We start from the raw sequence: 22778 nt of genomic DNA, 5'->3' as shown, positions 1-22778 counted from the left end.
CAATCTGATGGAGTCAGAGCTCCAAGCGAACGCTGGCGACTCGGCCCTGCGGACCTGCCTGCTCAGTGGCGGTGAGAGCTGCCGCATGGGCCGCGACAAGGCCCTGCTGCCCCACCCGGAAGGGGGCAGCTGGCTGGAGCGCAGCCTGCGGTTGCTGGCCCAGCTCGAAGCCCCGATCAGCGTGCTCAGCCGGCACCCCAGCCATCTGGAGCTGGCCCGGGCCATCGCCCCCTCCCTGGCGGTGCCCCTGGAGGCCCTTGAAGAACCGGCCCCCTGGGAGGGCCCCTGCGGGCCCTGGGGCGGCTGATGGAGCACCACCCGGGCGCCCTGTTGCTGCTCTGTCCCGTCGACATGCCCTGGCTGGATCGCACCAGCCTCGACATCCTCTGCCAGGAAGCGCACGGCGACCCCGGGCAGCCGCTGGTGGCCCACGATGGCGAACGCCTGCAGCCGCTGCTCGGGATCTACCCCGCCGATCAACAGCACCGGGCGTCGCTTGAGGCTCACCTCGCCCTGGGCCGCCGCAGCCTGCAGGGCTGGCTGGAGGCGGTGGGCGCCCGCAGCGTGCCCCTGCCGGCCGCCCCCTGCGCAACGCCAACGACCCCGCCACCGCCGCCGCGCTCTGGCCCTAGCCTGCGCCCCATGGCGCAAGGTCCACTGGATCAGCTCGGCCGGCCCCTGGGGGTGCTGCGCCTCTCGCTCACGGCCCGCTGCAACCTGGCCTGCCCCTACTGCTGCCCGGAGGGGGAAGATCCACCTGAGCTGCTCAGCCAGGGCGAGCGCGTTCAGCTCGTGGAGACGGCCGTATCCCTTGGGGTGCACACCCTGCGACTCACCGGTGGTGAGCCCTTGCTGCATCCAGGGCTCGAAGCGCTGATTGCCGCCCTCCAACCCCTGCGCCAACGGGCCGAAGGCGATCGCCGCGGCCGTCTGCGCGAGATCGCCCTCACCAGCAACGGTGTGCTGCTGAGCGCCGAACGGGCCCATGCGCTCAAGGCGGCGGGCCTGGAGCGAATCACCCTCAGCCTCGATGGCAGCGATGGCGCCAGCGTCGCGCGCATGGCCGGGCTGACCGGGGGCCGCCGCCGGAGCGGTGGTGCTGGAGAAGGTGCTCGCGGCCATCGAGCACGCACGCGCCGCCGGTTTTGATCCAGCCACCGGGGCGCTCAAGCTCAACGCTGTGCTCACCCGCGGCGGCAACGGCGAAAAGCTGCTGCCCCTGGCGGAACTGGCCCGGGAGCGGGGGCTGGAGCTGCGCCTGATCGAGTTCATGGATGTGGGCCATCGCAACGGCTGGTCAGCCGATCAGGTGCTCAGCGCCGCAGAGATGGTGGCCCGCCTCGGTGAGCGCTGGCCCCTGGAACCCGTTGGCCGCAGCGCCCACGGCACCGCCAGCCGCTGGCGTTACCGCGATGGCGGGTTGCACGTTGCCGTGGTGGCCTCGATCAGCGCCCCCTTCTGCGGCGACTGCAACCGCCTGCGCGTCACCGCCGATGGGATCGCCTACGGCTGCCTGTTCGCCACCAGCGGCACCGATCTGAAACCCTGGCTGCGGCCCGCCCTCGATTCCACTGGCCTGGCAGGCGCCCTGGGGGGCCTTTGGGAGGCGCGCACCGATCGCTACAGCGAGGAGCGCCAGGAGCGACAACTTGTCGCGAGCAGCGCCCAAGCCGCGGCCCCACGGGCCGAGATGGCCTACCTCGGGGGTTAAGCGCCGTTGACCCTGCTGCGCTACTTCGCCAAGCTGCGCCCGGGCAAGCAGGTGCTCTGGTGCTATTTGATCTGGTATCTGGTCAGCGCCATCGCCCTGATCGAGCCCGACCCCCTGCTGTGGCTGAACTCCCTGGGCCTCAGCGTGATCATCGGTGTGGGCCTGATGCTCAGCGTCTCCAGGGATGTCGCTTCGCCGACCGATCGCTGGCAGACCCTGCGGCTGTTCCTGATGCCGTTCTGCGTGTCGAGCTTCGCGGCGCTCACCAAGGGGAAGGGCTACGTGCTGCTGATCCCCGGGCGGGGAGAGGTGCTCACCGTTTCACTGGTCGCCTGCGGCGGGTTTCTGCTGGCCTGCCGGCTGCTCAAGACCCAGCGGCGCGCGGGCTGAGACCGAAGGCGGGGCGTTGGTTCTCAACCGGGAGCCGCGGCGTTGATCAGCACCGCTGCCGCCTCCCGTGCGGCCTGGGCCGCACGGGGATCGCGCTCGAGGAACGACAGCACAAGGGCGCCTTCGAGCAGGAGATGCAGCTGGCGGGCCAGGCGAGAGGGATCAGCGATCCCGAGTTCCTGGCATTGCTCCTCCAACAGCACGCGGCAACTTGCCTTGAACGCCTCCGCGGCCTGGCGGGGGCGATCGGTGGCCTCGGGGTACTCGCTGGCCGCCTTGATGAACAGACAACCGTGGAAATCGGGGGAGCGGACCCAGTCCGCCAGCCAGTCGAACACCGCCAGGATCCGGCCTTGGCTCCCTCCCGCGGCGTGCGCCAGCCGGGCGATGAGCGCCGCGCTGATCTCCCCGGCCAGGCGCTCCAGCACGGCGGCGATCAGCTCCTCCTTTGAGCCGAACTGCTTGTAGAGCGTCATTTTGGCCACCCCGGCCTCGGCCAGCAGGGTGTCGATGCCCACGGCCCTGTAGCCCTGCCGCGAGAAGAGCTCCTGGGCCGTGCTCAGCAGGGCCTCACGCTTGGCGGAAGCCCGGTTGGCGGTGGCGCTGGCAGTCATGGCGCTCCTGTCGTGAACAAAGCCTAGACAGTAGACAGAACGGTCTGCTACATATGAAGAGACAGACCGATCTGTCTAATTCCTGTCGGACTGTGCGGTCGGCCCCCTGTTCTTTTCAGGGGCTTCGCCTCAGCCATTGCCCCCCTTCGCGCCTCACTGCCATGCTTCGTCTCTACGGCCACGAACTCTCCGGCAACAGCTACAAGGTGCGCCTGCTGCTCGAACTTCTCGGGGTTCCCTACGAATGGGTGCGCGTCGATCTGATGCAGGGCGAGCACAAGTCGGAGCCCTTTCTGACGCTCAACCCCTTCGGCCAGGTGCCCGTTCTGGAAACGGACGACACCATCCTTTCCGATGCCCAGGCGATCCTCTACTACCTGGCGGCCCTCCAGGGCGACGGCCAATGGCTCCCCAGTGAGCCCCTTGCGCAGGCCAGGGTGGTGCGCTGGCTTTCCACGGCCGCCGGGGAGGTCAGGCAGGGCCCCGAGAGCGCCCGTCTGCACCACCTCTTCGGGGTCACAAGCCTTCCGATCGAGCGCGCCTTGGAGAAGGCCGCCTTCATCCTCGACCAGCTGGAGCGCCACCTGAGCGATCGACTCTGGCTGGAGCTGGATCGCCCCACCATCGCCGACATCGCCGTTTTCCCCTACGTGGCCTTAGCTGGGGATGGGGGTATCGATCTGGCTCCCTATCCCAACGTTCGTGCCTGGATCGGACGGATTCAAGCGCTGCCGGGCTACAAACCGATGGCGGGCCTGAAGGCCTAAGCGGAGCATCCACCGATGACCCAGCACTACCTGCATCGCCATCTCACCCCCGCCGTAGGGGAGGCCCAGCGCCAGGCCTACGGGCAGAGCCAGGCGGTACCACCGGCCCCCGAGTCCGATCGGCTCGGAGCGAAGGAAACCGCCTTCATCCAAGCTCGCGACAGCTTCTACCTGGCCAGCCTCACCGAGACGGGCGCGCCCTACCTCCAGCACCGCGGTGGCCCGGTGGGCTTTCTGAAGGTGCTGGATGACCACACCCTTGGTTTCGCCGATTACGGCGGCAACCGGCAGCTGCTCACCACGGGACACCTCCGGCGCGATCCGCGGGTGGCCCTGTTCCTGATGGATTACGGCGCCAGGCGGAGACTGAAGATTGACGGCGAGGCCGCGGTCGTTTCACTCGAAGGCGATCCAGCTCTGCGGCAACGGCTGTGGCTGGATGAGCCCGAGGCCGGTGAACCTGAGCGCCTCTTCCGCATCCAGGTGGAGGCCTTCGACTGGAACTGCCCGCAATTCATCACCCCCGTTACACGGCGGCGGAGCTGGAGGCGCGGGAACGGCCTTTGCGGGAGCGCATCGCGGTCCTTGAGCACGAGCGGCTCCAGGCTCAGCATCCCGTTCGCGAACCTTCGCCGCACCAACCCGACCGTTGAAGGAACAGCTGATGGGATTTCACGACCCCCGCTGGATGTGTCGGCAGAATCCCTGGCCAGAGGCCCAGGCGCTCAACCGGGCATCCAGCCACCGAATTGCAGCTCCAGGGCTTTGAGCGGAGCCAGCAACTCCTGGAAGGATTGCTGCGAAACGGGATCAGGCAGCACCACCTCTTGACCGGTAAGGATCGCCTCCAGGGAGGCTTTGGCCACATCGATCGGGGCGACCTTCTCCACGGGCAGACCCTCGGCCATCGCCGTATCCACCGGCCCGGGGTAGACCCCGACCACAAGGGTGCCCTGGGCGGCCAGTTCAGCGCGGATGCCCTGGGTCAACGAATGGAGGGCGGCCTTGGAGGCGCTGTAGGAGCTGAACAGCGGTGCATTGGCGAGCGCAACCACAGACATCATGTTGACGATCGCGCCGCCGCCGTTGGCCTTGAGGATCGGCGCGAAGGCCCTCACCATCGTCAACGTGCCGAAGTAGTTCGTTTCCATTTCCCAGTGGGCCGTCTGGACACTGGAGGAGGTGAACAAACCGCCTGAGCCGAGCACCCCGGCGTTGTTGATCAATACGGAGATGTCTCCAGCGATGGCGGCGACCTTCTGAACCTGGTCGATCTGAGTGATATCCAGGGCAAGCGGCAGGATGCGCTCCGGGGCGAGGGTCACAAGCTCTTGCAGGCTCTCCAGGGAGCGTGCTGTCGCATAGATGCGGCGCACGCCGCCCTCGAGCAGGGCCTCGACGAAGGCACGTCCGATGCCGCGGTTGGCACCGGTCACGAGGGCGCTGGTGTTCGAAAGCTCCATGGATCGCTGGGATGAGTGGTCAGCCCAAAGCCTGTTCCATTCCCATGGATTTGAGAAGAGGGCCAATGAGACTAGGATTCATTCCATTGGCGAATGATTGAACCGTGGATCGGCTGACCCTGCTCCAGGTCTTCGTTCGGGTGGTGGAGCTGGGGAGCTTTTCGGCCGCCTCCAGGGAGCTGGGCACGTCCCAGCCCACCGTGAGCAAGCAGATCGCCAGCTTGGAGCGCAACCTCGACGTGCAACTGCTGCGCCGCTCCACCCGCCGCTTGAGCCTGACCCCCGAAGGGGAGCGGTTCTTCGCCCATTGCCAGCCGGCATTGGATGCCCTGGCAGCGGCAACGGCCAGCGTCGGTCAGCGCAACCGATTGGAGGGCTTCCTACGCGTGAGCTGCCCGGTGGCGTTCGGCCAGCAGGAGGTCATGCCTTTTGTGCGGTCGTTCCTGGAGCGCCATCCAGGACTTCAGCTGGATCTGAAGCTCAGCGACGCCTTTGTTGATCTGGTGGAAGAGGCCGTGGATGTGGCCATTCGGATCGGAGAGATCCGCGATCCATCCCTGATCGCCTATCCCATCGGCATCACCCGGCGCGTCACCGTGGCGGCCGCCACCTATTTCGCCGAGCGACCCGTTCCCCAGACTCCCGATGACCTCCTCAAACACAATTGCCTCATCTTCAGCCGTCATACGACGCTGAACGACTGGCATTTTGACCATCCCCTCCACGGGCCCCTACGGGTGAGCGTCGGGGGGAACTTCAGAACCGACAACTCCTCGGTGATCAGGGAGGCCGTTCTGGCCGGCATGGGGATTGGCGTCTGTCCCGTCTGGCTCTTTGGCGAGGAGATCGAATCCGATCGGCTGCGGGTTGTTCTTGAGGCCTACCAGCCCAAACCATTGCCGATCCACGCGCTGCACCGACGCGATCGCTTCGTTGCGGCCCGGGTCGATGCCTTCATCAAAGAAATCAGCCATCACTTCAAGGAACATCCATGGGTCTCCAGCGATCCACTTCTGCCTAGCCCGGGAGTCAGGCCACCGCCATCAAGAAGGGGCCCGTGACCGGGCTCGGTCCTGGATCAGCTGGGCCACCAGGCCGGTCCAGCCCGTCTGGTGGCTCGCGCCCAGACCGGTGCCGTCGTCGCCATGGAAATACTCATTGAACAGATGCAGGGGCTGTCCATCTGCATCGCTGAGGAAGGCGGCGGAGGCGCCGTAGGCCGGTGCAGGACCATTGGCACCGGGCAGAAAAAGGGCGATCAACCGGTCTGTGATCAGGTCGGCGGCCTGCTGGAGACTCATCCAGCGTCCGGAACCGGTGGGACATTCCACCTGGAAGTCGTCACCGGCGTATTGATGGAACTGGTGAAGGGCCTCGATCAGCAGGTAGTTGACCGGAAACCACACCGGGCCGCGCCAATTCGAATTGCCCCCGAACAGGCCGGAACGCGACTCCGCCGGCTCGTATCCGACCCGGTGCTCGTGGCCTTCGAAGGAGAAGACGTAAGGGTGCTCGGCGTGGTGGCGGGAGAGGGAGCGGATGCCGTGATCGCTGAGGAATTCGGCGGGATCGAGGAGGCGATTCAGGATGCGGCGGAAGCGATCCTGCGCCACGAAGCGGTTGGGGCTGAGGTAGGTGAGGGCGAGCAGGCGGCGGGCCTTCTGCCCCCGGGTCTCCATGCAGGCCACGTTGACCTTGAGATCAGGCCGGTGACGGATGAACCACTCCAGCCGCTCCTTGAACTTCGGTAGTCGCTCAAGCACATCGGGCTCCAGGATCGCTGTGGCGAAGAGGGGAATCAGCCCCACCATCGAGCGAATCTTCAGGGGCAGGCGGCTGCCGTCCGGCAGATGCAGCACGTCGTAGAAGAAGCCGTCCCCATCGTCCCAGAGCCGGTTGCCACCACTGCCGATGGGATTCATCGCCGCGGCGATGTAGAGGAAATGCTCGAAGAACTTCGTCGCCATGTCCTCGTAGACGGGATTTTCCAGCGCCAGCTCGAGAGAAATGGTGAGCATGTTGAGACAGAACATGCCCATCCAGCTGGTGCCATCGGCCTGCTCGATGAAGCCCCCAGTGGGCAGAGGCGCGCTTCGATCGAACACGCCGATGTTGTCGAGTCCAAGGAAACCTCCCTGAAAGATGTTGTTGCCCTCTGCATCCTTGCGGTTCACCCACCAGGTGAAATTGAGCAGCAGCTTCTGGAACACCCGCTCTAGAAAAGGTCGATCACCTGTGCCGGTAGCCCGCTTCTCCATGCTGTACACCTGCCACGTGGCCCAGGCGTGGACAGGCGGATTGACGTCGTCGAAGGCCCATTCGTAGGCGGGCAGCTGGCCGTTGGGATGCATGTACCACTCCCGCGTCAACAGATCGAGCTGGGATTTGGCGAAGCCGGGATCCACCAGGGCGATGGGCACGCAGTGGAAGGCCAGATCCCAGGCGGCGAACCAGGGGTACTCCCATTTGTCGGGCATCGACAGAACGTCGTCGGCGTGGAAGTGCTGCCACTGATGGTTGCGGCCGAGCCGGTGCCCCGGTGGCGGCGGCGTGGCCGGATCCCCCTCGAGCCAGTCGCGGATCACATAGAGGTAGGTCTGCTTGCTCCAGAGCAGCCCGGCAAAGGCCTGGCGCTGGAGGTCGCGCAGAGGGTGCGACAAGGAAGCCGGGATCAGCTCGCCGTAAAAGGCGTCGGCCTCCTGCAGGCGTGCCCGAAAGATCGCATCGAATCCGTCGCCGAGGGGATCGACCGGAAGCCGGCGATTCACGAGCCGCAACTTCAGCACCCGGGTTTCCCCGCCGCCAGGGGCAGGACGTAGTGCAGGGACGCCTTGGTGCCGATGCCTTGCGGATGCACCGCCCCCTCTCGCCCTCCACCACGCAGTTGTTGATGCCGTCCTTGACGAAGGGGCTGGGGTTGTCCGCACCGAAGAGTCGTCTGGCGTTGGTCTCGTTGTCGGTGACCAGCAGCCCGGGCTGCGCGCCCATGGACCCATCAGGGGCAGCGACCAGCGCTTCGGCATGCAGCCAGAACTCCCCCATGGCAGGGTGGCTCGCGACCAGGCTGAGCCAGGGTGTGGCATCAGGAGCGGAGGCTGCGACAAACGGCGCGTCGGGCCGGATCGAAGGGCGCGCTTCATCGCCTCCCCAACTCCAGGTGTTGCGAAACCAGAGGGTGGGCAGCAGGTGAAGGGTGTGGGGATCGGGGCCGCGGTTGGTGACGCTGAGACGGATCAGGATGTCGTCCGGGGATTGCTTGGCATACTCCACCTGGACGTCGCAGAAGCGATCGCCCGCGAAGATGCCGGTGTCGAGCAGTTCGTATTCAGGAGCGTCGCGGCCCCGGCGGCCGTTCTCCGCGATCAGCTCCTCATAGGGAAAGCGGCCATGGGGGTAGCGGTACAGCCCCTTCATGTAGCTATGGCTGGGGGTGCTGTCGCGGTGGAAGTAGATCTCCTTGACGTCCTCCCCGTGGTTGCCCTGGGGGCCACTCAGACCGAAGAGCCGTTCCTTGAGGAAGGGGTCCAGGCCATTCCAGAGGGCGAAGGAGAAACAGAGGCGCTGGTGGTTGTCGCAGAGGCCCAGCAGGCCGTCCTCCCCCAGCGGTAGGCACGCGAGCGGGCCTGGTCGAAGGGGAAGTGGTTCCAGGCCTCGCCATCGCCGCTGTAGTCCTCCCGCACCGTTCCCCACTGGCGATCGCTGAGGTAGGGCCCCCAGCGGCGCCAGCGGGCTTCACGGAGGTCGTCAGCGACGAGCCGCTGCCGTTCAGCCGACACGGTTTGCCGCCAAGGCCCCCGCACCAGCACCGGCACCCGCTTGAACGCCGGGGTACCGCTGCGGGGATCGATCTGGGCCCTGACGATCGCGTTCACCTCCGGATAGAACATCAGCGCCGCCCCCTCGCGGATCTCGCCGGGGATGATCTCCACGTTCTCCAGGGCTCCGGCCTCCCCCTGCACCGTCACCCGCTGGTGGGCGCGCAGACCGGAGCGCGTCAGATCGGCGCGGTTCATCAGGATCGTGTTGCGATGGGACATGCCCCGGTAGGCGTCGCCCTCCTTGTACACAACGGTGTTGTGCTGGGAGTAGCTGCGCGCCGTGATCAACGCCAGCACCAGCCCCGTGTCGTCCGGCGCCAGGCCGCCGAAGTGGGCCGGCTCGGGCAACGCCAGCTGCGGCAGGGGTGTGGGTTCCATCCGCGCTTTCCCGGATGGCGTGGGGAACGTCGGCTCGCTGAACAGCCGCCCCTGCACACTGAATTCCCGCCTCGTTGCATCGATGTTGGCGATCGGGCCATAACCCGGCACCGTGCGGGCGATCAGCTGGCGCACATACACCGGATCCTGGAGCTGGGGCCAATCCACGGGATCGCAGCCCAGTAACCGGGCCGCCAAGGTGGAAAGGAAACCAACCTCGCTGATCAGATCGGCGCGTTTGAGGTGGGTGCTGCCGGGTTCGTTGAGGCGCACGAAGTTGTTGCCCGCTTCGGTGGTGGTGCGGTGCGGCGTCTCGAAGCGGTTGAACACCGGCAGCACCAGGGTGCGCTTCGCCCCTAGCCCGTGGAAGTGGCCCTGGTTGGGTTTGGTGGCCAGATACATCACGGTGTCGATCCGCCCTAGGGCGAGCCTCGCCTGGGCCGAATCCGGGTTGGCGCCCCAGAGGTTGCCGCCCAGGCAGAGGAGTGTGTCGACGGCACCGGCTTCGGCCGCCTCGATCAGGGCGCGGGTGTCGTAGCCAGGCACACGGCTCAGGGGCCGGCCCAGCAGCTGCTCAAGCGCCTGCTGCATCTCGGCGCGGAGCTTCACGGTCACGCCCATCGAGCCGAAGCCCTGCACGTTGGAGTGGCCGCGGATCGGCATCGTGCCCGCCCCAGGCTTGGCCACATTGCCGCTCAGCAGCGCCGTGTTGGCGATGGCGTGCACGTTGGCGGTGCCGTTGGCGTGGTGGGTGATGCCCATTGCCCAGGCGAACACCACACCCCTGGCCCGGGCGATCACGGCGGAGGTGTGCTCGAGCTCCTCTCGGCTGAGGCCGCAGCAGGCGGTGATCGCCTCCCAGGGGGTGGAACGCAGCTGCTCCAGCACCGCCTCGGAGCCTTCAGTGTGGGCGGCGAGGAAATCGTGGCGCACCTGGTGGGCCTCCAGCAGGGCCTTCTGGATCCCCAGGAAAACGGCTGTATCGCTGCCGGGAATCGGCTGCAGGAACAGCGAGGCGATCGCCGATCCCTGCAGCATTGATTTGATCGGGAAGGCCGGAGAGCCGAACTTGAGCAGGCCCACCTCCAGCACCGGATTGATCACGATCACGGAGCCGCCTCGCTCCCGCAGGCGGATCAGCTCGTTCATCAGCCGCGGGTGGTTCGCCGGCGCATTGGATCCCACCAGCACCACGCAATCAGCCTGCTGCAGGCTCTCGAGGCTCACCATCGAGGTGCCCGAGCCGAACACCTCGCCCAGCCCCACGGTGGAGGGGGCGTGGCAGAGGTCGGAGCAGTCGGCGAGGTTGCTGGAGCCCAGCGCGCGCACCAGCAACTGCAGCAGGTAGGCGGCCTCGTTGGAGGAGCGGCCGGAGCTGTAGGAGGCCAGCCGCTCCGGCGGCACGCGGAAGGCGGCCTCGGCCAGTTCGAAGACGTCGTCCCAGCCGAGGCGCTCGTAGTGGCTGCGGCCCTCGCGCAGGATCAGCGGATGGCTGAGCCGGCCGAGCCGGTCGGCCTCCAGGGAGCTCAGGCGCTGGAGCTCGCTGACGCTGCGGCCTGAGAAGACGGATTCCGGCACCGCCGCCTGCAGTTCGGCGCTGATCGCCTCGACGCTCTTGAGGCAGCGCTGCAGCGGCTCACCCAGTTCATCGACAAAGCCACCGTTCTGGCCGCCGGTGCCCCAGGCACAGGAGAGGCAGGCGCTCTTGTGCAGCAGCGTCTGCCAGAGCAGGGGGCCGCGGGGCGAAAGAGTGGCCCGGGCCCAGCCGTCGATCACAGGCCAGCCGCCGCCCATGGCCGGGGTGGAGGAATCGGGACTGGAGCCGGGGTCAGCCATCGGCCGCCAGAGCGAAGATTCAAGCTACGGCGTCCGCCCTCCAACCGGTCGAGGATTCCCCCATCCGATCCGGGCGTTCACCGGTATTCCCTGCATCACGCCCCGCACCTGCCATGGGTCCGCACCTCTCCGCCCTGCTGACGGCCCTCTTCGCCCTGATGCCACTTTCCCTGGGCGCCGCAAGGGCGGCGGCGGCCCCACCACCACCCCTGCAGACCGCCGTGCTGGCGGGGGCTGCTTCTGGGGGTGGAGGGCGTGTTCGAGCACGTCAAGGGAGTGCGCGAGGTGGTGTCCGGCTACGCCGGCGGGAGCCGCTCGGAGGCCAGCTACGACACGGTCAGCAGCGGCCGCAGCGGCCATGCCGAGGCGGTTCGGATCCGCTTTGATCCCCGGCGGGTCTCCTACGGTCAATTGCTGACGATCTACTTCAAGGTCGCCCACGATCCGACCCAGCTCAACCGCCAGGGGCCCGACCAGGGCCCCCAGTACCGCTCAGCGATCTTCACCGCCAACCCGGAGCAACAACGCACGGCCGTCGAGACGATCAACCAGCTCAGCCGCGCCCGCCGCTTCCCACAGCCGATCGTCACCCAGGTGGTGCCCCTGCAGGCCTTCTACCCCGCCGAGGCCTACCACCAGAACTTCATGGCACGGAACCCCTTCCACCCCTACATCGTGGTCCACGACCAGCCGAAGCTGGCGCGGCTGCGGGCGCTGTATCCGGCGATGGCGCTCTGAGATGGCCCACACGTCCGCCCGCCAGCCCCACCACCCGCTCTGGACCCGGGCCTTCCACGGCTTCAACCTGGTGGTGCTGTTGGTGATGGCCGCCAGCGGCCTGCAGATTTACAACGCCAACCCCGTCTTCGGGGGCCGGGGAGGCGCCACCGTGCCGGATCTGTTCACCCTCGGCGGCTGGCTGTCGGGGGGCCGCGACTGGCACTTCGGCTTCATGGGCCTCTATGCGTTGAACCTGGGCCTCTGGCTGGCCCTGCTGATCCAGCGCCGCCGCCGGCGCCTGGGGGAACTCGGTGATCTCACCGCTCTGAAGGCCAGCGCCAGTGCGCCACGGCGGCGGCTCTCGGCCCACCGGATCGTCTACACCCTGATGCTGATCGTGCTGGCCTTCAGTCTGATCAGTGGTCTGGCGATGTACAAACCGGCGCAGTTCTGGTGGCTCACCAGCCTGTTTGCCCTGGCTGAACCGCTCGGGGTGAGCAGTTGGCAGGCGCTGCGGGTGAGCCACCTGGCCACGATCCCGGCCATGGTCCTGCTGGTGCTGGCGCACGTGGTGTTGAGCTGGCGTGTCGGCGGCCTGCGACTGCTGCGGGCCATGACCCTGTGAACCGGCGTCAGCTCCTCGGCCTGGGCCTCGGAGGCAGTTCGTCTCTGCTGCTGGGGGGCTGCGCCCTGAACGGCGTCAGCGAAGCGGTGGGCAACGGCACCCAGCCCCTGAACGAACGCCTCGAAGCCTTGCTCCAGGGCCAGGGGAAGGTGCCGGAATTCAGGCCCGATCAGGTGGAGCCAGCCGCGCTGCTGGTGAACAGCTTCAACGGCACACCCCGCCTTGATCCAAAGCGCTACCGCCTCCAGGTGAAGGGACTGGTGGGCCGTCCCTTGAACCTTGATCTGACCGACCTTGCCGCCCTGCCCCAGCACACCTCAGTGATGCGCCACGTGTGTGTGGAGGGCTGGTCCGCGGTGGTGGCCTGGTCGGGGGTGCGCCTGGCGGACGTGCTGCGGCTGGCGGAGCTTTCGCCCCTGGGCGGCTATGTGCTGATTGATTCGGCCGACAGCTACTTCGAAAGCTGGGATCTGGCCTCGGCCCTGCACCCCCAGACCCTGCTGGCCACCCACATGAACGGGGCCCCCCTGCCGGCTCCGAACGGCGCCCCAGTGCGATTGGCCGCGCCGATCAAGCTGGGGTACAAGCAGAGCAAGTGGGTGACCGGCCTGCGGGTGACGGCGACCCTGGGGGAGCGACGCGGCACCTGGGAAGACCAGGGCTACGAGTGGTTCGCCGGGCTCTGAGCCCGGGCCCCGCCCCGTTCATCCCCCCAGGCCCAGCAACTTGCCGCTGGCCACCACCAGCACCAGCGCCAATAGGCGCCGGATCCAGAGGGGCTGAAGCGCCGGCTGCCGCCGTAGGCCCCCAGGGCCCCGGCCAGCGCCACCGCCAGGGCCATCGGCCCCACCAGGGCAAGGGAAGGCAGCGCGGCGGGCCCCCTGGCGATCAACAAACCCGTCAGCCCCGCCAGGGAGTTGACCAGGATGAAGGGCGCCGAGATCGCCGCCGCCTGGCGGGGCGCCAGCCAGCCGCGCAGGATCATCAACGGCGTGAGGAAGATGCCGCCTCCGGTGCCGGTGAGGCCAGCCAGCAGACCGAGCAGGCCGCCGGTGAGCCCCAAACCCAACGGCCCCGGCACGGCGGCGGCGGACGGTTCCGGCAGCGCGGGCCGCAGCAACCGCCAGGCGGAGAGGAGCAAGACCACGCCGATCAGCCGTTGCAGCAAGGGGCCCGGCAGGGCCACCATCCCTCCCACCAGGGCGGCCGGCACCGAGGCCAGCGCCAGGGGCAGAAACACCGCGCGGCGAAAGTGGCCGGCGCCGATGAACTGCCAGCTGGCCAGGCCCGCCACCAGCACGTTGAGCACCAGCGCCAGGGGGCGGATCTCAGCGGCGGCGAATCCCGCCAGAGCCAGCACGGCGATGTAGCCGGAGGCGCCGGCATGGCCGACGCCGGCATAGAGAAAGGCCACGGTGGCCAGGGCCGCTAGCAGCCAGGTGGAAGGCTCCATCGGTGATCAGGCCGGTAGGTGCGGCGATTCGCGCAACCTTGGCAGCAGCTGCACCAGGTTGCAGGGGGCGGTGGTGGCCTCCAGCTGGGCGCCAATCAGGCGATCCCAGGCCGTTGTGACGGCATCGAGGGAGCCGGGCAACACGAAGATCACCGTGCCGTTGGCCACCCCGGCGAGGCAGCGGCTCTGCAGGCTGCTGGTGCCGATGGTCTCAAACGACAGCACCCGGAACAGTTCGCCGAAGCCCTCGATCGTCTTGTCGAGCAGGGGCGCCACCGCCTCCGGGGTGCCGTCGCGGCCGGTGAGGCCGGTGCCGCCGCTGGTGATCACCACCTGCACGGCAGGATCGGCGATCCAGCGGCTGAGCTCGGCGCGCACCCGGTAGCGATCGTCGGGAACACGGCAACGCTCCAGCAGTTGATGGCCCGCCGCGCCCAGGCGCTGCTCGAGGGCATCGCCGGAGGGATCGGCCAGCTCAGGATCGGCGCTGCGGCGATCGGAGATGGTGAGCAGGGCGATCGCAAGGCCCACGGAGACAGCGTCAGATGGAAGCCCGACCCTAGACACGGGCGACCGGAAGTCTTACCGGCGTCGGGCGGGAGGTGCCAGGCTCATCGGAGCTACCCCGCCGTGATGACCGCCCCCGAGGCCACCCCCACCATCACCGTGCGTCTGTTCGCGCGGCTGCGGGAGCAGGCCGGCTGGGGCGAGCGGACCGTGCCCCTGGGGGAGGGTGTCGTCAGCGCCGCCGAGATCTGGGAGCGGCTGGGGCTCGGGCCGAGCCCGCTGCCCGCCCCGCTGCGGGTCGCCATCAACCAGCAGTTCGCCGCCGCCGATGCGCGGCTCAGGGCCGGCGATGAGCTGGCCTTCCTGCCCCCGATCAGCGGCGGCTGATGGACCTCCCCGCCGAGCTGCTGATCAGCCTGCACCCGGAGCCGTTCATGCCCCTGGAGCTGCTGGCGGCCTGGCAGCTCGCCGCCTCGGCCCTGGCGCCCCTGGCGGCAGCCGAGAGCCACTTCATCGGCCGCGTGCGACCTGTGGGCGCCGATGGCACGGCCCTGGAGGCGTTGGAGCTGGAGCACTACCCGGGGATGAGCGAACGGCGCCTGCAGGACCTGGCCCAGGAGCTGGCGGAGCGCCACGGGGTGAGCCGTGTGCGCCTGGCCCACCGCGTCGGGCGGGTGCGACCCGGTGGAAGCGATCGTCCTGGTCGCTGTGGCGGCCGACCGCCGCGGCCCCGCCCAGCGCTGCGCCCAGGAGCTGCTGGAGGCGCTCAAGCACGAGGCGCCGTTCTGGAAACGGGAATGGAGCGGTGGCGTGGGCACCTGGGTGGAGGGCAACACGCCGTTCTGAACGGCTCCTAAAGGATCGGCAGCCGCAGCAGCTGGGCCCACAGTTCCGTACCAGCCGCCAGGTTTCCCGCTTCGGCGGGGATCTCGAGCAGCAAGTCCGCCCCCTGCAGCGAACCCAGCCGCGAGGAGGCCTGGCTGCCCTCCACCAGCGCCAGCAAGGCCCCATCGGCTCCCACCTGCAGCCGCGCCGGGCCAGCTCCGGGCGGCCGGGGCCGCGGTTGAGATCCGCTGCCAGGTGCACCTTCAGCCGCGGCAAGAGCTTAATCTCGGCCCCCTCCAGCCGCTGCAGTGCCGGCCAGAGCAGCTGCAACGCCGTGATCGCCGCCGCCACGGGGTTGCCCGGAAGACCAAAGAACGGCCGGTCCTGTACCCGGCCCCAGGCGAAGGGGCGGCCCGGCTTGAGGAACAGCTTCCAGAAGGCCACCTCCCCCAGCTCCGCCACCAGGGCACGCATCCAGTCGCTGTCGCCCGCCGACACGCCGCCGGTACTCACCACCACATCACAGCCTGCCGCCAGCTCGATCAGGGCCTGGCGCAGGGCGCCAGGGTCATCAGCCTCCACGCGCCGTTCGCTGACGCCGTAGCCCAGCCGCGCCAGCAGGGCTTCCAGCAGGGTGCCGTTGCTCTCCCAAATGCAACCGGGCGCACGGAGCTTCCCTGGCGCCACCAGCTCATCGCCGCTGATCAGCAGACCGATCCGGGGGCGGGGACGCACCGCCAACTCCCCCACACCACAACTGGCCAGACGCGCCAGGTCGGCCACCCCGAGCCGCTCCCCCGCCGCCAGCAGCTCCTGGCCTGCTGAGGCCTCCTCGTCGGCGGCGCGGATCCAGGGGTTCGGCCCCGCCGGGCGGCCCAGACGCAGGAGGCTGGACTCCTCCCGCTCCACCAGCTCCTGGGGCAACACCCTGTTCCCCCCTCCGGCAAGGGCGCACCGGTGAGGATACGGATCGCCTCCCCCGCCGCCAAAACGCCTTCATAGGGAGCCCCCGGGGCCGAGCGCCCCACCAGGCGCCAGCTCTGCCCCAACTCCGGCACCCCGGCATCGGCCAGGGCATAGCCATCCATGATCGAAGCCCTGAACCCCGGCACCGCCTCGCGGGCGAGCGCGGGCTCGGCGCTCACCCGGCCCAGCACCTCCGCCAGGGGCAGGTTCTCGCTGCCGCCCAGGGGCTGAAGGGCTTCGAGAATGAGACGGCGCGCCTCTTCGAGGGGCAGACCCTCGGCGGGGAAGGGTTCCGCTGGAGCGCTGCTGGGGGACACCCACACCCCATGGCGACCACCCTCCTTGCGCAGCAACCGCACGGGTCCGATCGTCATCGCCGGATCGGCGGATTTGACCATGTCGTAGAGGGTGAGCAGACCCACCTGCACAGCGGTGAGCGCCTCCATTTCCACCCCCGTGGGACCGGTGGTGCGGGCCGTGGCCTCCAGGCGCAGGCCGGAGCCATCGCCTGCGGGTTCGATCCGCACCTCAAGGCCGGTCAGGGCAATCGGGTGGCAGAGGGGATCAGCTCCCAGGTGCGCTTGGCCGCCTGGATCGCCGCCACCCGCGCCACCGCCAGCACATCGCCCTTGGCGGCGGTACCCGAGAGGATCGACTCCAGCACCGGCGCTGCGATCGCGATGAACCCCTCGGCCACGGCGCGGCGGTCGGTGGCGGGGCGATCGCCCACCTCCACCATGTGCACCTCGCCGCGGGGGTTGAGGTGGCTGAGCCGGGGGATGAATCCTGCATCAACCGATCATGGCGAAGCCCCCGAACCTCGCGGCAGCCTCAGCGGGCCCAGGGCTGCACCAGACCGCCCGGAATGTTGGTCTGGCCGGCCTCCCGCAGCAGGCTCTGGAGGATCCGCTCCGATCTGTCGTAGGCGCCTTCTCCGAAGTGGGTGGCGCGGATGCGCCCCTGGGCGTCGATGAAATAGAAGGCGGGCCAGTAGTTGTTGTTGAACGCCTTCCAGATCGCGTAGTCGTTGTCGATCACCACCGGATAGCTCACCCCAAGACGCTTCGAGGCCTCCCGCACGTTGGCAAGGTCGCGCTCGAAGGCAAATTCCGGCGTGTGCACACCGATCACGACAAGACCGTGGTCCTTGTACTTCTGCGCCCAGGCCCGAACATGGGGCAGCGTGCGCACGCAGTTGATGCAGGAATAGGTCCAGATGTCGATCAGCACCACCTTGCCCCAGAGCTGATCGCGGCTCAGCGGCGGGGAATGGAGCCAGGCGGACCCCTTCGGAAAGGGTGGCAGGGTGCCCAGCACCGGCAGGTTGCTGGCGGTTCCAGCCGGCTTCGGGCTACTGCCAGCGGGCTGAACCTGTGCCAGCAGCGCCCGCTCCAAAGCACCCGTGTCGGCAAACGCAAAGCGGGCCAGCGAGGCCTGCTCCAGCCCCAGGGCGATCACGCCCACGGCCACCAGCACGGCACCGCCCAGGCCGCGGCGGATCCAGGCGGTGGCCGCCGCCGTGCGCCTCAGGGCCGCCGCCAGCCTCCCGCCGGCCAGCAGCACCAGGGCCAGGGAGCTGGCGGCACCGAGGCCGTAGGCGAGCAGCAGCAGGGGCGTCCGGACGCCGGCACCCCCGACCACGGCACCGGTGAGGATCAGGCCCAGGATCGGACCGGCGCAGGGGGCCCAGAGCAGACCCACAGCTACACCGAGCAGCAGCGAGGAGCCCACCGGGCGCCCGGGGCTGCCCCCGCCTCTGCATGCCACGACAGGCGCTCCCCCAGCCGGACCAGGGGCCGACCCAGGCGCTCAGCCAGGGCAGGAAACAGCAGCGACAGCCCGAACAGCGCCATCAGCAACAGCGCCGCGGCACGCCCGAACTGACTGGCCTGGACGGCCCAGCCGCCGGCCACGGCGGCGAGCGACCCGACGGACGCAAAGCTCAACGCCATGCCCCAGCAGGGGCAGGCCATGGGTCAGGAACGGCTCGCCCGCGCGGGCGAACACGAAGGGGAGCACTGGAAGGATGCAGGCACTCAGCAGGGTGAGCGCACCCCCAGATAGGCCAAGAGCAGCAGGGTCATGGGTGAGGGCGGGTGCGATCGAGGGCGTCGAGGTCCACCTGGCGGCGCCCGGAGGCGTCAAGGCTGACCAGATCGGCGAACACCTCGCCCACGCGGATGTCGTCGGGGCGGTAAGCGTTGATCTGCAGCAGCGGGGCTCCCGTCACCGCGTCGGTGCCCTCCACCTGCACCATCAGCAGCCCATTGGCCCGCTGCAGCCCATCCAGGCCCAGCCGCCGCAGCGGGCTGTCCGGCGAGAGCCGGTGGCTGATCACCGCCGTGACCTGCAGCTGGGGGGTCTGGCCGTTGAGCACCGGCAGGGCCTCGACCCGCCGCTGCACTACCCCAGGTTCGATTTCCTCATCCTGGAAGAGGAACATCCCGTAGGACACCTTCAGCCAGTGGCTGGGATCTGTGGTGACGAAGCGGCAGCTGAGGTGCCCGCCGGACCAGGAGCTCAGGCAAAGGGCCCGGCTGAAGGTGAGCGGCGCGTCCACCCGGGTGAAGCGCAGGAAGAACAGGCCAGTCACCATCGCGTTGGTGAGCAGACCCACCAGCCGTTCGATGGCCGCCACGGCGAGGCCATAGCCCGACGTCAACTCGGCGGCGCGGAAGCTGGCGCTGAACAGGTTCTGCAGGGCAAAGACCAGGCTGGCGGGCAGGCCCATCGCCCCCATGCCCTCCAGGTGGCCGGCATCCAGCTGAAAGGCCAGGGTGAACACCACCAATTCGGCCAGATACAGCCCGGTCATCGCCAGGAAGAACAGCGGCCAGGGCATGCGCATCACCATCGACACCGGCTGACGCCAGAGCCGTTGCCAGGGGCTGTGCTGAACACCCAGGGACTGCCAATGGCGGCGGCGGGCCATCGAAGGAGCCGGCGAACGGAAGGACATGAATCCGGCGGTCGGGATGAATCCTTAAGGAGCGGCCAAAGGCACGGGGGTGGGACAGCGCTGGGCCTGGAAATCACAGGCGTAGACGGCCGGCTTCTGCCAGCCGAGCGGAATCTCGAGCAGATCCCGGGGCCCGCTGATCCCCTGGGCCAGGAAGATCAGGGCCGCCAGCACATTGGCACTGAGGTGCCACCGCCGCCAGCGCAGGTGCTTGTGGATCTCGGGGCGGCAGGCCACCGAGAACAGCATCAGCCCGGTGAGGCCGGCCCCGCCCCAGAAGTGCGATTGCCAGAAAGGGAGGGTGAAGGGGTTGTCGCTGAGGCGGAACACCTCCGGCTGCATCCCCAGGGCGAGCACGCCCGCCCAGCAGAGCAACGCAAAGGTGGCCCGGTACAGCGGCTGTTTGACGCGGCCCAGGGCCACCAGCGCTCCCACCGATCCGGCCAGCACCATGAGCAGGAGCAGCAACCGGAACGGTCCGCCTTCAAAGGCGCCAAGGGGATGCTTGGTGGCGATCACCACCCCCAGGGCGATCAGCACGATGGCCACCACCGACGTCGCCAGCCACTGGCCTAGGTCGGCATGGTCGCGCCCCACGGTGGGCGGCAGCTTGGCCTGGTTGAGACGCCGGTCCCGGGTCTGCTGCGCCAACCGCAGCACCATGCCGAGCAAGGGGTAGACGAGCACCACCGCCAGGGCGGGGTGCAACAACCAGAGCCAATCGATGGTCTGCAACATGGGTTGTTCAGGGCTTCAGGGGCGCCCAGGCCATGGTGGCGTTGAACTTCTTGCACCAGATCAACACCGATCCCTGGGCCTTCAGATCGACCGAGGCGGGGATTGCGTAAGTCTGGGCACCGGAGCTCGACTTCAGCGACGCCAGGATCGTGTAGCTGCCGGGCTTGAGCGGGAAACCGGGGGCTTTGGTGCTGGCCAGGGGGTGCTCGAGGGGCTGAAGATCACCTTGAGATCCGGGGCCATGTCGTTGGTCTTGAAATCGCTGCTCAAGACGAGCACCTTGCCGCTTCCCTCCTTCTTGATCGTGAAGCCACCGCTGACTGGCGCTTCGGCCTTGCGGAACGTGCCTTGGATCATCGCGGCGGGCGCCATCATTCCGGCACCTTCCTTCTTCATCATCGCGCCACCATCCGGCTTGGACATGGACTCGGCATGGAGAGCGGCACCGCTGAGCGCGGAGGCACCGATCAGGGCCAGGGCGAGGCTCTTGGTCAGTGAACGGTTGACGTGGGCCATGATTGATTCAAAGGGTGTGAGTAGAGCGAAAGCCTTGAGCCAAGACGGATCGGCTCCCGCGCCCCCTACTACCGATGACCGGACCGTTCGGATTGCACACATCCATGTCGGGCCGCTTCGGTGTGCTGGCGTTGCTGCTCTACGTGCTGTTGCGGGGCCTCGACGCCACGGCGCTGAAGGGTCTGCAACTGGCCGGGGCCAGCCACCTGGTTCTCGGCGAGAATCCGATCAGCTTCTGCAATGTCTTCTTCTTCTCCCAGCTGGTGGTAGGTCTGGTGGCCCTGCTGCCCGCCCGGCAGACGCTGCCAAGGGAGCTGGCCGCCTTGAGCACCGCCGACCGCTGCCTGCTGGCCCTCGACGCTGGCCTGGGTCTGTTCCTCGGTCCGATCGCCTACTACCTGGCCCTGCAGGCGCTCTCGGTCGTCAGCCAGACGCTTCTGTTCGCGCTGGTGCTGCCGCTCTCAGCCCTGCTGGCCCGCTGGCTCCTGGGCGAGCCCCTGCCCCGGGGTTTCGCCCTCAGCCTCGGCCTGATCGCTGCAGGGTTGCTGCTGCCCCAGGTGGCCTCGGCGGCCATGGGCGGGCCCATGGATGATCGGGTGGGGATCGGCTGGGCGCTTGTGGGGGTGGCGGCCTTCAGTTCGGCCGCGATCACGGGGCGGACGATCGCCGGACGCAGCTGGCCGGTCGCCGTGAGTGTGGGGGTGCCCTCCCTGCTCACCGCCCTGGTCTTCGCTCTGATCGCCCTGGTGCTGTTCGGACCCCACCATTTCCTGTTGCTGCAGCTGTGGTGGGTGGTGGGTGTGATCGGCGTCTATGCCGTCGTTCTCAGCCTGGGGCGCGAACTCTGCCTGCGCCTGGCCTATCGCCACAGCAGCGTCGCCATGGTGTCGCTCTGGGGCAGCCTGTCGCTGCCGGTGGCCGTGGTCAGCGCCGCTCTGCTGCTGCAGGAACCACTCAGCTTCCAGGCTGTGTTGGGTCTCGCTCTGGTGCTGGCGGGCGCGTTCTGGAGCAGTGCCCCGGGGCAATCCGATCGGCCTCCCCAGCGGTACTTGCCTTGACGATGTGCGCACGGCCCCTCCCTTGGGAGTGACTCCCCCGAATCCGATGCCCCGGCCCAACGGCGAACGGGAGACCTCCCAGCCAGCGATCCCGGCGACCACCGCGACCTGGCCGCGCTCTACGACGCCTGCGGCGGCCCGGTCTACCGCCTGGCCTTGCGGCTGTGCCGCGACCGCCAGGAAGCGGAAGACCTCACCCACGACGTCTTCCTGCGCTACTGGCAGCAGGACCGCTACGACCCCTCCCGGGGGCCGGTGCTGGCCTTTCTGCTGCTGCTGACGCGTTCGATGGCCCTCAATCGTCTGCAGCAGCGGCAGAACCGCTGGCGACTGGTGCAACGCTGGTCATCCCAGCTGTTTGCCACCGCCGTGCCCAGCCCCCACGAGCAGGCGGAAACGGACGACCTGGCCCGTCGGGTCAAGGTCGCGCTGGAGTCGATTCCCGCCAACCAGCGTCAGGTGCTGGAGCTGGCGTATTACGAGGGATTGAGCCAGTCGGCGATCGGCGCGCAGCTCCAGTTGCCGCTCGGCACCGTCAAGACCCGCTCCCGCCAGGGGCTGATCCGACTGCGGGAATTGTTGATCGACTTCCGGAGCGAACCATGAACCCCAACGACAACCGCCGCTCCTCCCTCGACGACGACCGCGACGCCCTGCTCGCTGGCCACGCGCTGGGGGATCTCGATGCCGACGAACGGGAGCGGTTGGCCTCCCTGTTGCGGGAGCAGCCCGAACTGCGCCAGCGGCTCGATCAGTTCCGCACCACCCTCGAACTGCTGCCCCTGGCCCTGCCGGCCACGGCGACGCCCCCGGCCCGGCTGCGCCAGCGGCTGCTCGAACCGAACCCTCCCTCACGCTCCCGGCTGCCGTGGCTGGTACCGGCCCTGCTGGGGCTGGGCCTGCTGATCCTGGGGGTGGAGCTGCAGCAAACGCGCACCCAGCTCGCCCAGGTGCAGAACCAGTTGTCAGGCCAACAGAGAAAACCGCAGGGAGCCGCCGTTCAGGCCCCCCACCGTCTGCTAACGCTCACGGCGATGGCCCCCGGCGCCGCGGCGAACGGGGAGGTGCTGGTGACGGGCAACACCACCCACAACGTGTTGATGCTCAATGATCTGCCAGCGGCGCCCCCGGCCATGTGTACAGGCTCTGGGCCAACGTGGACGGTCACAAGGTCGGCTGTGTCGCCTTCGTGCCGACAGCCCAGGGCCATGTGGCGATGCTGATCCCAACCATGCCCACCAGCCTGGCCAAGGGCGTGAGTGTCAGCCTGGAGCGGGATCCCAATGGCACGGCGCCGAAGGGGCCCATGGTGCTCAGCGGTCCGATCTGAGCCCCAAGGCGTGAGCGCTGGGCCAGCGCCAGAGCTCTTCGATCAGGTGCGCGTCACGCCGACGGACCCCGACACACCCACCTCGCCATGAGAACTTCATGAAT

General features: G+C 68.4%; 23 protein-coding genes and 5 pseudogenes. 14 read left to right on the top strand and 14 right to left on the bottom strand.

What is annotated here, in order from left to right; all coding sequences use genetic code 11:
- Positions 1-7: 7 nt before the first annotated feature.
- From AAF143_RS06595 to AAF143_RS06585, 3 genes and pseudogenes are all read left to right on the top strand, one after another.
- Positions 8-486 (top strand): annotated as a pseudogene (locus AAF143_RS06595) (NTP transferase domain-containing protein); the annotation flags it as partial.
- A 156-nt stretch (positions 487-642) separates the two neighbouring features.
- Positions 643-1711: pseudogene (locus AAF143_RS06590) on the top strand (GTP 3',8-cyclase MoaA).
- Between the two features lie 6 nt (positions 1712-1717).
- A complete protein-coding gene (locus tag AAF143_RS06585) occupies positions 1718-2101 on the top strand; it encodes a hypothetical protein (protein ID WP_255009396.1) in 384 nt (127 codons plus the stop codon).
- A 23-nt stretch (positions 2102-2124) separates the two neighbouring features.
- Here AAF143_RS06585 and AAF143_RS06580 read toward each other — a convergent pair whose 3' ends face one another.
- The gene (locus AAF143_RS06580) at positions 2125-2715 is read right to left on the bottom strand and encodes a TetR/AcrR family transcriptional regulator (protein WP_255009394.1); all 591 of its coding nucleotides are present in this window, start codon (positions 2713-2715) and stop codon (positions 2125-2127) included.
- 161 nt (positions 2716-2876) lie between these two features.
- Here AAF143_RS06580 and AAF143_RS06575 point away from each other — a divergent pair, with 161 nt between their 5' ends.
- Together AAF143_RS06575 and AAF143_RS06570 are read left to right on the top strand one after the other, a co-directional pair.
- Entirely contained in the window at positions 2877-3482 is a 606-nt protein-coding gene (locus AAF143_RS06575) for a glutathione S-transferase family protein (protein ID WP_255009392.1), read from the top strand.
- Between the two features lie 15 nt (positions 3483-3497).
- A complete protein-coding gene (locus AAF143_RS06570; protein WP_414026669.1) occupies positions 3498-4313 on the top strand; it encodes a pyridoxamine 5'-phosphate oxidase family protein in 816 nt (271 codons plus the stop codon).
- Here AAF143_RS06570 and AAF143_RS06565 read toward each other — a convergent pair.
- The gene (locus AAF143_RS06565; protein ID WP_255009389.1) at positions 4208-4945 is read right to left on the bottom strand and encodes an SDR family oxidoreductase; all 738 of its coding nucleotides are present in this window, start codon (positions 4943-4945) and stop codon (positions 4208-4210) included. The genes AAF143_RS06570 and AAF143_RS06565 overlap by 106 nt on opposite strands.
- A gap of 104 nt (positions 4946-5049) precedes the next feature.
- Between AAF143_RS06565 and AAF143_RS06560 the strand changes: the two genes are divergently transcribed.
- Positions 5050-6006, top strand: coding sequence for a LysR family transcriptional regulator (locus AAF143_RS06560; RefSeq protein ID WP_255009387.1), 957 nt, complete (start codon positions 5050-5052; stop codon positions 6004-6006).
- Here AAF143_RS06560 and AAF143_RS06555 read toward each other — a convergent pair.
- Together AAF143_RS06555 and AAF143_RS06550 are read right to left on the bottom strand one after the other, a co-directional pair.
- Complete coding sequence (locus tag AAF143_RS06555) at positions 5989-7713, bottom strand: MGH1-like glycoside hydrolase domain-containing protein (RefSeq protein WP_414026900.1); 1725 nt, start codon at positions 7711-7713, stop codon at positions 5989-5991. The two genes, AAF143_RS06560 and AAF143_RS06555, sit on opposite strands and share 18 nt — an antisense overlap.
- A 723-nt stretch (positions 7714-8436) precedes the next feature.
- On the bottom strand, positions 8437-10977 hold the full coding sequence (locus tag AAF143_RS06550; RefSeq protein ID WP_414026668.1) for an FdhF/YdeP family oxidoreductase: 2541 nt from the start codon (positions 10975-10977) through the stop codon (positions 8437-8439).
- A 246-nt stretch (positions 10978-11223) separates the two neighbouring features.
- Between AAF143_RS06550 and msrA the strand changes: the two genes are divergently transcribed.
- The 3 genes from msrA to AAF143_RS06535 are packed head-to-tail and all read left to right on the top strand — an operon-like array spanning position 11224 to position 13008.
- Positions 11224-11715 carry a peptide-methionine (S)-S-oxide reductase MsrA gene (gene msrA, locus AAF143_RS06545; RefSeq protein ID WP_414026667.1) on the top strand — a complete coding sequence of 164 codons (492 nt, stop codon included), beginning with the start codon at positions 11224-11226 and terminating at the stop codon, positions 11713-11715.
- A 1-nt stretch (position 11716) separates the two neighbouring features.
- On the top strand, positions 11717-12322 hold the full coding sequence (locus AAF143_RS06540; RefSeq protein ID WP_255009381.1) for a cytochrome b/b6 domain-containing protein: 606 nt from the start codon (positions 11717-11719) through the stop codon (positions 12320-12322).
- Positions 12319-13008, top strand: coding sequence for a molybdopterin-dependent oxidoreductase (locus AAF143_RS06535; protein ID WP_255009379.1), 690 nt, complete (start codon positions 12319-12321; stop codon positions 13006-13008). Before AAF143_RS06540 ends, AAF143_RS06535 begins: the two co-directional genes overlap by 4 nt.
- On the opposite strand, the gene AAF143_RS06530 is transcribed toward AAF143_RS06535, so the two are convergent.
- Positions 12984-13775 carry a sulfite exporter TauE/SafE family protein gene (locus AAF143_RS06530; RefSeq protein ID WP_414026666.1) on the bottom strand — a complete coding sequence of 264 codons (792 nt, stop codon included), beginning with the start codon at positions 13773-13775 and terminating at the stop codon, positions 12984-12986. The two genes, AAF143_RS06535 and AAF143_RS06530, sit on opposite strands and share 25 nt — an antisense overlap.
- A 6-nt stretch (positions 13776-13781) precedes the next feature.
- Positions 13782-14306, bottom strand: coding sequence for a molybdenum cofactor biosynthesis protein B (gene moaB, locus AAF143_RS06525; protein ID WP_255009376.1), 525 nt, complete (start codon positions 14304-14306; stop codon positions 13782-13784).
- Positions 14307-14408: 102 nt separating this feature from the next.
- Here moaB and AAF143_RS06520 point away from each other — a divergent pair, with 102 nt between their 5' ends.
- Both AAF143_RS06520 and AAF143_RS06515 read left to right on the top strand, forming a co-directional pair.
- Positions 14409-14669 carry a MoaD/ThiS family protein gene (locus AAF143_RS06520; protein WP_255009374.1) on the top strand — a complete coding sequence of 87 codons (261 nt, stop codon included), beginning with the start codon at positions 14409-14411 and terminating at the stop codon, positions 14667-14669.
- A pseudogene (locus tag AAF143_RS06515) lies at positions 14669-15128 on the top strand (molybdopterin synthase catalytic subunit). The gene AAF143_RS06520 and the pseudogene AAF143_RS06515 overlap by 1 nt, the downstream one beginning before the upstream one ends.
- Positions 15129-15135: 7 nt before the next feature.
- On the opposite strand, the pseudogene AAF143_RS06510 reads toward AAF143_RS06515, so the two are convergent.
- From AAF143_RS06510 to AAF143_RS06475, 8 genes and pseudogenes are all read right to left on the bottom strand, one after another.
- Positions 15136-16390, bottom strand: a pseudogene (locus AAF143_RS06510) (molybdopterin molybdotransferase MoeA).
- Positions 16391-16812 (bottom strand): annotated as a pseudogene (gene moaC, locus AAF143_RS06505) (cyclic pyranopterin monophosphate synthase MoaC); the annotation flags it as partial.
- Positions 16813-16904: 92 nt separating this feature from the next.
- Positions 16905-17804, bottom strand: coding sequence for a thioredoxin family protein (locus tag AAF143_RS06500; RefSeq protein WP_414026665.1), 900 nt, complete (start codon positions 17802-17804; stop codon positions 16905-16907).
- The gene (locus AAF143_RS06495; protein WP_414026664.1) at positions 17777-18019 is read right to left on the bottom strand and encodes a hypothetical protein; all 243 of its coding nucleotides are present in this window, start codon (positions 18017-18019) and stop codon (positions 17777-17779) included. Before AAF143_RS06495 ends, AAF143_RS06500 begins: the two co-directional genes overlap by 28 nt.
- A gap of 134 nt (positions 18020-18153) precedes the next feature.
- Positions 18154-19032, bottom strand: a complete 879-nt coding sequence (locus AAF143_RS06490) for a hypothetical protein (RefSeq protein ID WP_255009370.1) — start codon at positions 19030-19032, stop codon at positions 18154-18156.
- Positions 19033-19056: 24 nt separating this feature from the next.
- On the bottom strand, positions 19057-19767 hold the full coding sequence (locus AAF143_RS06485) for a DUF4079 domain-containing protein (RefSeq protein ID WP_255009404.1): 711 nt from the start codon (positions 19765-19767) through the stop codon (positions 19057-19059).
- Positions 19768-19777: 10 nt separating this feature from the next.
- The gene (locus AAF143_RS06480) at positions 19778-19906 is read right to left on the bottom strand and encodes a DM13 domain-containing protein (protein WP_414026899.1); all 129 of its coding nucleotides are present in this window, start codon (positions 19904-19906) and stop codon (positions 19778-19780) included.
- Positions 19903-20286, bottom strand: a complete 384-nt coding sequence (locus AAF143_RS06475) for a hypothetical protein (RefSeq protein ID WP_414026663.1) — start codon at positions 20284-20286, stop codon at positions 19903-19905. The genes AAF143_RS06480 and AAF143_RS06475 overlap by 4 nt, the downstream gene beginning before the upstream one ends.
- A gap of 74 nt (positions 20287-20360) precedes the next feature.
- Between AAF143_RS06475 and AAF143_RS06470 the strand changes: the two genes are divergently transcribed.
- The 3 genes from AAF143_RS06470 (at position 20361) to AAF143_RS06460 (ending at position 22567) form a co-directional block, all read left to right on the top strand.
- Positions 20361-21344, top strand: coding sequence for a DMT family transporter (locus AAF143_RS06470; RefSeq protein WP_255009367.1), 984 nt, complete (start codon positions 20361-20363; stop codon positions 21342-21344).
- 108 nt (positions 21345-21452) lie between these two features.
- Positions 21453-21950: a sigma-70 family RNA polymerase sigma factor gene (locus AAF143_RS06465; protein WP_414026898.1), complete on the top strand. Its 498-nt coding sequence runs from the start codon at positions 21453-21455 to the stop codon at positions 21948-21950.
- A complete protein-coding gene (locus tag AAF143_RS06460) occupies positions 21947-22567 on the top strand; it encodes a hypothetical protein (protein ID WP_414026662.1) in 621 nt (206 codons plus the stop codon). Before AAF143_RS06465 ends, AAF143_RS06460 begins: the two co-directional genes overlap by 4 nt.
- Positions 22568-22778 lie beyond the last annotated feature (211 nt).

Source organism: Cyanobium sp. ATX-6F1 (assembly GCF_047395825.1).
GTDB lineage: Bacteria > Cyanobacteriota > Cyanobacteriia > PCC-6307 > Cyanobiaceae > ATX-6F1.
Note: the sequence above shows the minus strand (reverse complement) of the source record. Positions and strands in the feature narration are given on the sequence as shown.